This is a genomic window from Eleftheria terrae (assembly GCF_030419005.1).
Classification (GTDB): domain Bacteria; phylum Pseudomonadota; class Gammaproteobacteria; order Burkholderiales; family Burkholderiaceae_C; genus Caldimonas; species Caldimonas terrae.
This window is the reverse complement of sequence record NZ_CP106951.1, coordinates 2,200,704-2,212,696: the sequence shown is the minus strand read 5'-3', so window position 1 is coordinate 2,212,696 and position 11,993 is coordinate 2,200,704. Positions and strand designations below refer to the sequence as shown.

The window sequence follows — 11,993 nt, the reverse complement described above, 5'->3', positions numbered from 1 at the left end:
GACGCCGAGAGAGCAGGGAGAGGCCTGGCTCCTCATGGCCGACACCGGCGAGAGGCGGCGCTCAACAAGGCGCACGCGGGGAGTGCATGCGGTTGCGCCTGGGGGAGCAGGCACAGAAAGAAAGCGATTCAGATTCCGAAATCGCGGGGGGCAGGCCATTTCCGGCGGGTGCCGGGCGAGCAAGCAGCGGGCAATCGCTCGAAGTCTTGTTGTGGCCTGCCATAAATTCCTGGGCGGATGGTGCAGAACAGAGTAGCAGACGCATCATCGTCGAGCTTCGAAAAGCCCGGCGATGCGTATGGTAGGTCTGCGACACCGCGGTGGCGGAACGGTGCCTTGCGCCGCATGCCCGCTCGCCCGCTTCGGTGGCCCTGGGAGCGGCGGCGCAGGCTGCCACCGCGCTCCAGGTCCATGGTCCTCAGACGTTGAACAAGAAATGCAGCACGTCCCCGTCCTTCACGACGTACTCCTTGCCTTCCGCCCGCATCTTGCCCGCGTCCTTCGCGCCCTGCTCGCCCTTGTAGGCGATGTAGTCGTCGTAGGCGATGGTCTGGGCGCGGATGAAGCCGCGCTCGAAGTCGGTGTGGATGACGCCGGCGGCCTGCGGGGCGGTGGCGCCGATGGGCACCGTCCAGGCGCGCACTTCCTTCACGCCGGCCGTGAAGTAGGTCTGCAGCCCCAGCAGCTTGAAGGCGGCGCGGATCAGGCGGTTCAGGCCCGGCTCGTCCTGACCCATCTCCTGCAGGAACATCAGCCGGTCTTCTTCTTCCATGTCGGCCAGCTCGGCTTCGGTCTTGGCGCAGATGGCCACCACCGGCGCGTTCTGCTGCGCGGCGTACTCGCGCAGCCGGTCGAGGAAGGGGTTGTTCTCGAAGCCGCTTTCATCCACGTTGCCGACGAACATCGCCGGCTTGGCGGTGATCAGGCACAAGGGCTTGAGCACGGCCTGCTCTTCCTTGCTGAAGCTGATGGAGCGCACCGGCTTGCCTTCGTTCAGCGAGACCTCGCACTGCTTCAGCACGTCCACCAGACGCTGCGCTTCCTTGTCGCCACCGGCCCGCGCCACCTTGGTGTAGCGTTGCAGGCTCTTCTCGACGGTGGCCAGGTCGGCCAGGCACAGCTCCGTCTGGATGACTTCGATGTCGGAGATGGGGTCGACCTTGCCGGCCACGTGGATCACGTTCGGGTCGTCGAAGCAGCGCACCACGTTGACGATGGCGTCGGTCTCGCGGATGTGGGCCAGGAACTGGTTGCCCAGGCCCTCGCCCTTGGAGGCGCCGGCCACCAGGCCGGCGATGTCGACAAACTCGACGATGGCCGGCACCACCCGCTCCGGCTTGACGATGGCCGACAGCGCCGCCAGGCGCGGGTCGGGCAGCTCCACCACGCCGACATTGGGCTCGATCGTGCAGAACGGGTAGTTCTCGGCGGCGATGCCGGCTTTGGTAAGGGCGTTGAACAGCGTGGACTTGCCGACGTTGGGCAAGCCGACAATGCCGCATTTGAGGCTCATGGCGGGCGTTCCGGGGTAGGAGGGAAAGCGCCGATTTTACGGGGGCGGGCCGCCGTGGCGGCAGCGCCGCCCTTCTTGACCTCGCCGCCAGCGCGCCCGGACGCTGCCGTGCGGGCCTGGGCGCGCGGCCTCCCGGCGGCTTTCAGAAGTCGAGCGTCGCGCGGCCGCGGGCGCCGATGCCCAGCAGGTGCTCCAGCCCCTGCAGCAGCATCGCGTTCATGCCGAAGGTGATGGCACCGTTGAGGCGCATGTCCTGCCGGTAGAGCGACAGCGTGTCGCCCGGTTCATGGCCGGTGGCGCCGGTTTGAGGATCCACGTTGGGAATGTTGCAGCGCGTGCAGGGCTTGCACATCTGCAGCCGCACCAGGCCCTGCGGCGTCTCGATCTGCAGTTCGTCGAAATAGTCCTCGGCATTGGGGTCGAGGTCGCCGGAGATCACGATGTTGGGCCGGAAGCGCTCCACCGACACCGGCGCCTGCCCGCGAGCCTGCAGCCGGCGGTTGAGTTCGTCCACCGAGGACTGCGACACCACCAGATAGGGAAAGCCATCGCTGAACTGGTTCTCGGCCTCGCGTCCGTCGGTCCAGGCCGCGTCCGACAGGCGCTTGTGCTCCGGGTCGTAGCGCACCAGCCGGAGCGGACGGCCCAGGAAGTCGCTGAACCACTGCGCCGCCAGGTCGCCCATGTCATAGGCACGCACCATCTCGTTCCACAGCCGCACCGTGCAGGCGGCCTCCACGCTGTCGTAGGCAACGTGCAGCGCCAGCATGCCGGGCGCCCGCAGCACCATGTCGGCGTGCCGCAGGGTGGGGCGGATCAGTGCCATGCGGGGCAGCTCGCGCTGGCTGACGAAGTGCCCGCGGTCGTCCACCACCATCCAGGCCCGGTCGAATTCCAGGCCGGTCTCGACGATGAGGGACTCGGGCAGCGACACGCCCGCGCATGACTTGATCGGGTAGACGTACAGGCCCGAGACGACGAAGTTCGGTTCGCTCACTTGAGTAGCCCCTTGAGGAGTTGTTCCTTCAGCTGTTCACGAGCCGCCTTCCTGGCGTCCTGCTTGCCGCCTGGCGACGACGCGGCCGCCGGCGGCGGTGGTGCGGCCTCCAGGCCCAGCTTGTCCCTGAGCTTGTCCTCCAGCTTGTTCTTCACTGCGGCTTCCGCGGCCGCGGCGGCCACCGCCGACCACTGCACCTGCCACGCCGGTGCCTGCAGCGGGCCGCTGAGGGCCACCGGCACGGTCAGGCCGCGCAGCGCCGCCAGATCGTCGCCGCCCTGACCCTTGCTGGTGTTGGCGACGCTGGCGCGCAGCAGGTAGTCGATGCTGCTGCGGCCGATGTCGATCGCGCCCTCGCCGCCCAGGCGCAGGAAGGGGCTCTTGACGTCCAGGTCGCGGTTGCGCGCCACGCCTTCGGCCACCTGGAAGCTGGCGCTCAGTTCGGAGAAGTCGGTCTTCTCGGTCTGGCGGGCCTGCTGTTGGCGGTCCTGGCGGGCGCCAAGGGCCGCCTTGGCCTCGCGCAGCGTGCGGGCCAGGTTGATGCCCTTGATGGCGCCGTCACGCAGCTGCACCGCCGCCTGGCCGGCCAGGCGCGACTTCATCTCGTTGACGCTCTTGCCGGCGGCCTCCAGGTCCAGCGTGATGCGGCCGCGGCCTTCCATCAGGTCCTTGCGGGCGACGTCGCGCAAGGCGGCATCGATGTCGATGTTCTCGCCGCTGCCCTTGAGCATCACCCGCTGCGCCCGTGCATCGGCAAATGCGCTGGCGGCGATGCTGCCGCCCCAGATGCGCCCGGCCAGCGTGCTGACGCGCAACATGCCGCCTTCGAGCGTGGCCTCGATGCGGGCGTCCTTCAACTCGTAGGGCCGCCACACCAGGCTGCCCGCCTTGAGCGACAGGCTGCCCTGCAGCTGGCGCAGCGGCGACAGGTCCACTGGCGTATCGGCCACAGCGGCCGGCGCCTTGGGGGCCGGCTGCGCGGCGGGGGCCGGCGCCGGCTCGGGCAGCAGGGTGTTGAGGTCGAGGCTGGTGAAGTCGCCGCTGGCCTTCAGCGTCGGCACGGTGCCGGCGAAGAGGGCCTGGCCTTCGGTGTGGAAGCGGTTGTCGTTCAAAGCGCCGGCCAGTCGCCATTGCGCCGACTGCGTCGAGCCGGCCAGGCGGCCCTCCAGCGTGACCGCCAGGGGCTTGAGCGACGGGTCCTGCAGCCGTGCCTGCACCTTCAGCGCTTCAAGCGCAAGCGCCGCCTTGGCCGGCTGGATGCCCACTTCGGCGTGCACCGTGCCGGAGAGCTGCCGGCTGCCGCTGCTGGCCAGCGTGGCTTCGAAGCCCGGCAGGCGCAGCTCATCGAAGTTGCCGCTCGGGGCGGCCGAGCGGAAGCTGGCCTTCCAAGGCTGGGCGCCGCCCAGCGCCAGCTCGCCCGACAATGCGCTGCCGCTGAGCGACTGGCCCTGCACCTGCAGCCGCGGCCATTGCAGGCTGGCGTCGATGGGCTGCTTGTCGCGCACCGCCTTGAGCTTGAGGGCCAGCTGCTCGATGGTCAGCACCTTGGCCTGGGGCTCGTAGCCGAAGCGCGCCAGCGTGAGCGTGGCGGGTTCCAGCCGCAGCCCGCCCAGCAGCGCGCGGCTCTCCAGCTGCAGGTTTTCGGCGCGCACGGCGCCTTGCTGGCCCTGGTAGGACAGGGTGCCGCTCAGGCGGGTGTCGAGGTCGCGCACGCCGAACGCATGCCCTTGCCAGTTCAACTCGGTGCCGCGCAGGTCGATGGATCCGGTGGCCAGGTCCAGCCACAGGCGGGTGTCGAGCTTCAGCCGTCCCTCCACCGCGGGCTCCTGCAGGCCCAGCTGGGCGTCGAGCTGCAGCGGCGATTCGGTGCGGTCGGCCAGGCGGCCGAGCGAAAGCGAGTGCAGGCCCACTTCGCCGCGCAGCTTGGCCGGCACGTCGCCGATGCGCAGGCGCACATCGTCGAGCTGGACCGACTTGATGTCGAACTGCGGCGGTGGGCGGTCGCGCGGCTCATCGGGCGAGTCGGGTTGCTCCGGGCGCAACAGGTCGTCGATATTGCGCCGGCCCTCGGCATCGCGGGTGTAGCTCAGGCGCAGGCCGCGTGCCGCGATGCGCTCGACCACCAGCTGCTGGCGCAGCAGCGGCAGCACCTCCACCGCCAGTGCCGCCTCCTCCACCCGCAGGAATTCGTCGGCCCGGCGGTGCTCGCTCAGGGAGACCTGGCGCAGCGTGACTTCCAGGCGCGGAAAGACGCTCAGCGCCACCGGGCCGTCAATGGCCAGCGTGCGCTGCTTGTGTTCGCGCACCCATTCGACGAGGGTGCCCTTGTACCGGTTCGCGTCGAAGGTCGCCACCAGCCAGGCCGCCACCGCCAGCAGCACCAGCAGCAGCGCACCGAGGGCCAGCAGGGCCCGTTTGATCCACGTTCTTTGTTTTCCTTGCATGCGGCTTATTGTGCCGAGAGCCGGGTGCAAGGCGCCACGCGCTCCGTCGGCAGACAGCGACCGCCCGCCTACAATGCCTCGCAATGAACGCATATGACGTTTCGATACAGGGCAGCGGCATCGTCGGCAAGACGCTGGCGCTCAGCCTTGCCCGGCTCGGGCTGCATGTGGCGCTGAGCCGTCCGTCGGCACCGCCGGCCGAGCCGGACGTGCGGGCCTACGCGCTGAGTGCGAAGTCGGTCGCGTTGCTGCGGGCGCTCAAGGTCTGGGACGGGCTGCCGGCCCATGCCGCCACGCCGGTCTACGAGATGCGCGTCGCGGGCGATGCGTCGCCGGGCGGGCTGCTCGAGTTCACCGCCTGGGAGCAGGGTGTCGGTGAGCTGGCCTGGATTGCCGATGCGGCGGCGCTGGAGGCCGCGCTGTCGCAGGCGGTCCGCTTCCAGGCCCATGTCACCGAGGTCGAGGCCGCGCCGCGCGCCGCCTTGACCGCCATCTGCGAAGGCAAGGCCTCGGCCGAGCGCGAGGCGCGCGGCGTGCAGTGGCAGCGCCATGGCTATGGCCAGACCGCGATTGCTGCCCGCCTGGTCTCGGACCAACCGCACCGCGGCGTCGCGAGGCAGTGGTTCCGCTCGCCCGACATCCTCGCCTTGCTGCCCTTCGGCCTGCCGGAGCCGGAGCGCAGCTACGGCCTGGTGTGGTCGCTGCCGGAGCAGCGCGCCGCGGACCTCATGGCCCTCGACGACGATGCCTTCACCGAGGCACTGCAGGCGGCCTGCGGCGACGGCGCCGGCCGGCTGCGCCTGCAGTCGCCGCGGGCGGCCTGGCCCCTGGCGCTGGCACAGGCCGATCGCTGGAGCGGCCCGGGCTGGGTGCTGCTGGGCGATGCGGCGCATGTGGTGCACCCGCTCGCCGGGCAGGGCCTCAACCTGGGTCTGGCCGATGTCGAAGTGCTGACGCGCGTGCTGCGCGAGCGCGAGTCCTGGCGCTCCTGTGGCGACGAGAAGCTGCTGCGGCGCTACGAGCGTGCGCGCACCGTGCCGACCTGGGCGATGGGCCGTGTCACCGACGGCTTGTTGCACCTCTTCGCCGCGGAGGCGGCACCATGGCGGGAACTCCGCAACCGCGGCCTGACTCTAGTCAATCACCTCACCCCCCTGAAGCGCTGGCTGACCGGCCGCGCGCTCGACTCCTGACGAAAGCTCCAGCAATGCCCATGACGCTGCGCCGTGCGGTCGCCACCGCCTCCCTGCTTCTTCTTGCGACCACTGCCATTGCGCAGGAGGCCACCATCCGCAAGAACCTGGCCGAGCGCCTGCCCAACCTGCCGAAGATCGACGAAGTCAGCAAGACCGCGGTCAACGGGCTGTACGAGGTGCGGCTCGGCAACGAGGTGGTCTACACCGACGCCGAGGGCAACTACCTGATCCAGGGCGAGATCGTCGACACCCGCGCGAAGAAGAACCTGACCCAGGAGCGCGTCAACAAGCTCACCGCGATCGACTTCGCCAGCCTGCCGCTGCAGGACGCCATCGTCTGGAAGAACGGCTCCGGCAAGCGCAAGATCGCCGTCTTCGCGGACCCCAACTGCGGCTACTGCAAACGCTTCGAGCGGGACCTGCAGAACGTCAAGGACGTCACCGTCTACACCTTCCTGTTCCCCATCCTCGCGCCCGACTCCACCACCAAGTCCAACGCGATCTGGTGTGCCAAGGACCGCACCAAGGCCTGGCAGGACTGGATGATCCGCGGCGTTGCGCCGGCCGCCGCGCCGGCTGGCTGCAACACGCCGGTGGCGCGCAACACCGAGCTGGGCCGCAAGCACCGTGTCAACGGCACGCCGGCGCTGGTGTTCGAGGACGGCACCCGTGTGCCCGGCGCGATGAGCACCGAGCAGATCGAGGCCCAGCTGGCCCAGGTCGCCAATCCCTGATCCCGAGGTCCTGCCGGCACGACCGCGCCCTGGGGCGCGGTTTTGTTTTGTGCTCCTGCCTGGCTCCCGCAGCCCATCGCCGGCATCGCTGACCCATGGGCTGGCCGGCGGCTTCGGCCCCTCGGCTGCCCGACCGGCGGCCACGGCCAGGCAGCCGGGCGTCGCGCCGGCGCGTCGCCGCCATCGCGGCGTCGGTGGCAGGGCCCAAGCGCAGCGGCGACAATCGGCTCCACCTTGTCATCCATGGAGAAGCGCATTGAGTGGTGCAGCGAACCGGGCGGCCGCCCCGCAGGGGCCCAACCCCGTCGCCCTGAAGCTGGGCTACGCCGGCCTGCTTCCGTTTGTGCTGGGGGCCGCGCTGGTGTGGCTGGTGCACCGGCAGGTGGTGCCACATGTCGCGGGACCGCTGGCGGTCTATGCCGGCATGGTGCTGGCCAGCCTGGGCGGCGTGCACTGGGGCCTGGGCATGCGCCAGGCGGTGCCTTCGCCCGCCTTGTATGCCTGGGGCGTGGTGCCGGCGCTGGTGGGCTGGGTGGCAGTGGTCATGCCGCCCCATGCCGGGCTGGTGGTGCTGGGTGTCATGCTGGTCGCCTGCTACGCGGTGGACCGCCGCGTCTATCCGCGCCATGGCGCGGCTTCCTGGCTTGTGCTGCGTTTTCGCCAGACGGCGGTCGGCAGCCTGAGCTGTTTCCTGGCTGCCGCGGGCACTTGAGCCCGCGGGTCGTGAAGCGAGTGCCAAGACGATGATCGCCTACCGCATCGAACCCCTGGACCTGAACGCGCACCTGTTCCGCGTCAGCCTGCGCATCGAGCAACCGGCTGCCGAGCAGCGCGTGTCGCTGCCGGTGTGGATTCCCGGCAGCTACCTGGTGCGGGAGTTCGGCCGCCACCTGCAGCAGCTGAGCGCCCGCCAGGGCCGCCAGGAGCTGGTGCCCGAGCAGCTCGACAAGACCAGCTGGCTGCTGCGCTGCCAAGGCCGCGCGGCGCTCGACATCAGCTACCAGGTCTACGCCTTCGACACCTCGGTGCGGGCGGCCTTCCTCGACGCGAGCCGCGGCTTCTTCAACGGCACCAGCGTCTTCCTGAGAGTGGAGGGCCGCGAGCAAGAGCCCCAGCGCGTCGAGATCCGCGGCCTGCCGCGTGGCTGGCAAGTGGCCACCGCGCTGCCGGCACTGCAGGTGGACGGCCGCGGCCAGGGCAGCTACGAGGCGGCCGACTACGACGAGCTGGTCGACCACCCGGTGGAACTGGGCAGCTTCTGGCGGGGTGAATTCAAGGCCGGCGGCGTGCCGCACGAGTTCGTGGTCGCGGGGGCGCTGCCCGGTTTTGACGGCAGCCGGCTGCTGCAGGACGCGCGCCGCATCTGCGAAGCGCAGATCGCCTTCTGGCATGGCCGCAAGCGCCCGCCGTTCAAGCGCTACGTCTTCCTGCTCAACGCGGTGGACGACAGCTATGGCGGCCTGGAGCACCGCGCCAGTACCGCGCTGATCTGCGGGCGGCGCGACCTGCCGCGGCTGGGCGACAGCAGCCAGAGCGAAGGCTATGTGACCCTGCTGGGCCTGATCAGCCACGAGTACTTCCACACCTGGAACGTCAAGCGCCTGCGGCCCGCCGAGTTCGCGCGCTACGACTACACGCGCGAGAACTACACCGAGCTGCTGTGGTTCTTCGAAGGCTTCACCTCCTACTACGACGACCTGTTCCTGGTGCGCGCCGGGCTGATCGACGAGGCGCGCTACCTGAAGTTGCTGGCCAAGACGGTGAGCGGCGTGCTCGCCACGCCCGGGCGCGAGGTGCAGAGCGTCGCGCAGGCCAGCTTCGACGCCTGGGTGAAGTACTACCGGCAGGACGAGAACAGCGTCAATGCCACCGTCAGCTACTACACCAAGGGCTCGCTGGTGGCGCTCGCGCTGGACCTGAGCCTGCGCAGCGAAGGCCGCGGCTCGCTCGACCAGGTGATGGCCGAGCTGTGGCAGCGCTCGGCCGGGGGGCCGGTGTCGGAAGCCGACATCGCCGCAGCGCTGAAGCAGGTGGCGGGCCGCTCGTATGCCCGCGAGCTGTCGCGCTGGGTGCATGGCACGCAGGACCTGCCGCTGGAGCCGCTGCTGAAGGCGGTGGCCGTCGGCTGGAGCCTGCAGCCGGCGCCGCTGGCGCAACGCCTGGGCCTGCGGTCGGCCGATACGGCGGGTGGCGTGCAGGTCAAGGCGGTGATGCGGGGCGGTGCGGCCGAGCAGGCCGGACTGGCGGCGGGCGACGAAGTGCTCGGCGTGGGCGACTGGCGCCTGCGCAAGCTCGATGACCTGCCGCTGCTGGCGCGCGAAGGCCAGCCCATGGAGCTGCTGGTGGCCCGCGACCAGCGCCTGTTGCGCCTGCGCCTGCAGCTGCCTGAGGCACGGCAGACCGGTCCGGTGGTGCTGGCGCCGGCATCCTCGGCCGGGGCCGACGCACAGGCCTTGCGAGAGGCATGGCTGAAGGGCCGTTGAGCCCCCCGGCCTCGGCGCCGCTGCGGCGGGCCCGCCGCCGCTGGGGCCTGTTGCCCTTGGTGCTGGTGGTGGCCTTGCTGCACCTGTGGCTCACCCGCGAGCTGGCGCAACGCCTGCCGGCGCCGGGCCAGTCGAACGGGCCGGATCGCTTGCAGGCGATGTACACCCGCCAGTTGACGCCCACTGCCCCGCCACCCCCGCCCGCGGCACCCGCGGCGCTACCGCCGGCCCCGCGGCCACCGGCCGCTGTCAAGACGCCGGCGGCTGCCCCGGCGGCCGTGGCCAGCGCCGCGGACGCTGAACCCGCCGACAGGCCGGAACCGCCGGCCAGCGAAGCCGAACCGGTGCCGACCGAGCCGGCCGCCAGCGACGGCACAGCGGTGGCGCAGGCGCCGCCCGCTGCGTCACAGCCGGAGGCCTCGGCCTCCATGGCCGAGGAGGCTGCCAGCGAGCCGGCCGCCGTGCCCGCGGTCGCCGATGCGGCCAGTGCCAGCGGCCCGGCCTTCGAATGGCCGCCCTCCACCCGCATGAGCTACAAGCTGTTCGGCTATTACCGGGGTGACGTGCATGGCAGCGCCCAGGTCGAATGGGTCAAGCAGGACGAGCACTACCAGGTGCATGTGGAGGTGATGATCGGCCCCAGCTTCGCGCCCTTGATGAGCCGGCGCATGAGCAGCGACGGCCTCATCACACCGGACGGCCTGGCGCCGATGCGCTACGACGAGGTGACCCGCTTCGGCTTCAGCCGGCGGCAGACCCAGGTGCGCTTCGACGGCGACACCGTCACCTTGCACAATGGCCGGCAGTTTCCGGCCTTGCCCGGGGTGCAGGACAGCGCCAGCCAGTTCGTGCAGCTGACCCAGCGCTTCATGCGCCAGCCGGGGCTGCTGCGGCAGGGCCAGGTGCTGGAGGTGCCGCTGGCCCTGCCACGGCGGCAGGACCGCTGGTACTACGATGTGCTCGGCGAGGAGACGCTCGACACGCCCTTTGGCCGGCTGCCGGCCTTCCACCTGAAGCCGCGGCGCGAGCTGCCGCTGCGCAACGAGCTGTCCGCCGAGATCTGGTTTGCCCCCAGCCTGATGTACCTGCCGGTGCGCATCCGCATCCGCCAGGACGCCGAGACCTATGTCGACCTGATGATCTCGCGCCTGCCGGAGCAGGCCGTGCCGCTCACGTCCCGGACTCCAGGAACGCCGCCTTGAAGGCCTCGGCGGTGGCGCCGCCGCGGTTATCGGCCACGATGCGGTGGGCCGTGACGAGCAGGGGCTGCAGCTCCTCCCACGAGCGCGACTTCTCCATGCGCATGGCCAGGCTGTCGCCCAGCGGGCCGAGCTGCTCGCTCATGAAACGCACCGCCTGCACCCTCAGCAGCTCCAGGGAACGCCCACCGGGGGGCTGCGAGACACGGAAGGGCTGCGACGGCGGGCCGCTGTCTTCCTCGCGCGGCCGGTTGGCGGCCGGGCGGTGGGCGGCCAGGCCGATGATCTCGATGTAGCCCTCGGCCAGCAGCGTCTGCAGCACCTCCTCGGGATGGTTGGGGATCAGGCGCATCAGCTCGTGTTCATTGCGCTTGCCGTCCACCACGATCAAGCCCGAGCGGAACTTGGGTGCCAGGCGATTCTGGCGCGTGGCGATCTCGGACTGTCCCTTCTCCGTCTTTCGGTATACCGTACCCATCGCTGCTTCCATTGTTCTGACATGAAGCTTACTGCCCGTGCGGCGACGGCGCCATCGGCAAGACCTGATGAAGACGACAGGGGTGCAGTGACCTGGCGCGGCTTATTTCACACTTGCAAGGTCCGTATAGTGCGGGACTTCTCAAGGAGATCGATGTGAGCTACGAACTGATACTGACCGAGACCCGCGGCGAAGCGGCCTTGAAGGCCGGCCTCATCACCCTGAACCGGCCCAAGCAGCTCAACGCGCTGAACGACCAGCTGATGGACGAGCTCGGGGCGGCGGTGAAGGCCTTCGATGCCGACGAGGGCATCGGCTGCATCATCATCACCGGCAACGAGAAGGCCTTCGCGGCCGGCGCCGACATCTCGGCGATGGCCAGCTGGACCTACATGGAGGTCTACAAGTCCGACTTCATCACCCGCAACTGGGAAGCGCTGAAGAGCGTGCGCAAGCCGGTGATCGCGGCGGTGTCCGGCTATGCCCTGGGCGGCGGCTGCGAGCTGGCGATGATGTGCGACTTCATCATTGCGGCCGACACCGCCAAGTTTGGCCAGCCCGAGATCAAGCTGGGCGTCATCCCCGGCGCCGGCGGCACGCAGCGGCTGCCGCGCGCGGTGTCCAAGGCCAAGGCGATGGACCTGGTGCTGACGGCCCGCATGATGGACGCCGCCGAAGCCGAGCGCGCCGGCCTGGTCTCGCGCGTGGTGCCGGCCGAGCAGTTGCTGAAGGAGGCCTTCGCCGCGGCCGAGGCGATCTGCGCGATGTCGCTGCCGGTGCTGATGGCAGCCAAGGAATGCGTCAACCGCGCCTACGAGGCACCGCTCAACGAGGGCATGCTGTTCGAGCGGCGGGTGTTCCACTCGCTGTTCGCCTCGGAAGACCAGAAGGAAGGCATGGACGCCTTCCTGAACAAGCGCCCCGCCAGCTTCAAGCACCGCTGAAGGCG

The 11,993-nt window shown here is 70.0% G+C and carries 10 protein-coding genes; 6 read left to right on the top strand and 4 right to left on the bottom strand.

Annotation, left to right across the window (positions count from 1 at the left end; translation table 11 throughout):
- Positions 1-418 precede the first annotated feature (418 nt).
- The 3 genes from ychF to N7L95_RS09640 all read right to left on the bottom strand — a co-directional run bounded on the left by ychF (position 419) and on the right by N7L95_RS09640 (position 4,954).
- Positions 419-1,513 carry a redox-regulated ATPase YchF gene (gene ychF / locus N7L95_RS09650; RefSeq protein WP_301259604.1) on the bottom strand — a complete coding sequence of 365 codons (1,095 nt, stop codon included), beginning with the start codon at positions 1,511-1,513 and terminating at the stop codon, positions 419-421.
- 142 nt (positions 1,514-1,655) lie between these two features.
- Positions 1,656-2,510, bottom strand: a complete 855-nt coding sequence (locus tag N7L95_RS09645; protein ID WP_301259603.1) for an MOSC domain-containing protein — start codon at positions 2,508-2,510, stop codon at positions 1,656-1,658.
- Positions 2,507-4,954, bottom strand: coding sequence for an AsmA family protein (locus N7L95_RS09640; RefSeq protein WP_301259602.1), 2,448 nt, complete (start codon positions 4,952-4,954; stop codon positions 2,507-2,509). Before N7L95_RS09640 ends, N7L95_RS09645 begins: the two co-directional genes overlap by 4 nt.
- A gap of 83 nt (positions 4,955-5,037) precedes the next feature.
- Between N7L95_RS09640 and N7L95_RS09635 the strand changes: the two genes are divergently transcribed.
- The 5 genes from N7L95_RS09635 to N7L95_RS09615 all read left to right on the top strand — a co-directional run bounded on the left by N7L95_RS09635 (position 5,038) and on the right by N7L95_RS09615 (position 10,569).
- Positions 5,038-6,147 carry an FAD-dependent monooxygenase gene (locus tag N7L95_RS09635; protein ID WP_301259601.1) on the top strand — a complete coding sequence of 370 codons (1,110 nt, stop codon included), beginning with the start codon at positions 5,038-5,040 and terminating at the stop codon, positions 6,145-6,147.
- Positions 6,148-6,167: 20 nt separating this feature from the next.
- Positions 6,168-6,884 (top strand): DsbC family protein, encoded by a 717-nt coding sequence (locus N7L95_RS09630; RefSeq protein ID WP_301259600.1) that lies wholly within the window; start codon positions 6,168-6,170, stop codon positions 6,882-6,884.
- 256 nt (positions 6,885-7,140) lie between these two features.
- Complete coding sequence (locus tag N7L95_RS09625) at positions 7,141-7,596, top strand: DUF3429 domain-containing protein (RefSeq protein ID WP_301259599.1); 456 nt, start codon at positions 7,141-7,143, stop codon at positions 7,594-7,596.
- Positions 7,597-7,627: 31 nt separating this feature from the next.
- On the top strand, positions 7,628-9,367 hold the full coding sequence (locus N7L95_RS09620) for a M61 family metallopeptidase (protein ID WP_301259598.1): 1,740 nt from the start codon (positions 7,628-7,630) through the stop codon (positions 9,365-9,367).
- Positions 9,364-10,569 (top strand): DUF3108 domain-containing protein, encoded by a 1,206-nt coding sequence (locus N7L95_RS09615; RefSeq protein ID WP_301259597.1) that lies wholly within the window; start codon positions 9,364-9,366, stop codon positions 10,567-10,569. Before N7L95_RS09620 ends, N7L95_RS09615 begins: the two co-directional genes overlap by 4 nt.
- On the opposite strand, the gene N7L95_RS09610 is transcribed toward N7L95_RS09615, so the two are convergent.
- Positions 10,538-11,044: a hypothetical protein gene (locus N7L95_RS09610; RefSeq protein WP_301259596.1), complete on the bottom strand. Its 507-nt coding sequence runs from the start codon at positions 11,042-11,044 to the stop codon at positions 10,538-10,540. The genes N7L95_RS09615 and N7L95_RS09610 overlap by 32 nt on opposite strands.
- A gap of 155 nt (positions 11,045-11,199) precedes the next feature.
- On the opposite strand from N7L95_RS09610, the gene N7L95_RS09605 reads away from it, so the two are divergent.
- Positions 11,200-11,988, top strand: coding sequence for an enoyl-CoA hydratase (locus N7L95_RS09605; protein ID WP_301259595.1), 789 nt, complete (start codon positions 11,200-11,202; stop codon positions 11,986-11,988).
- Positions 11,989-11,993 lie beyond the last annotated feature (5 nt).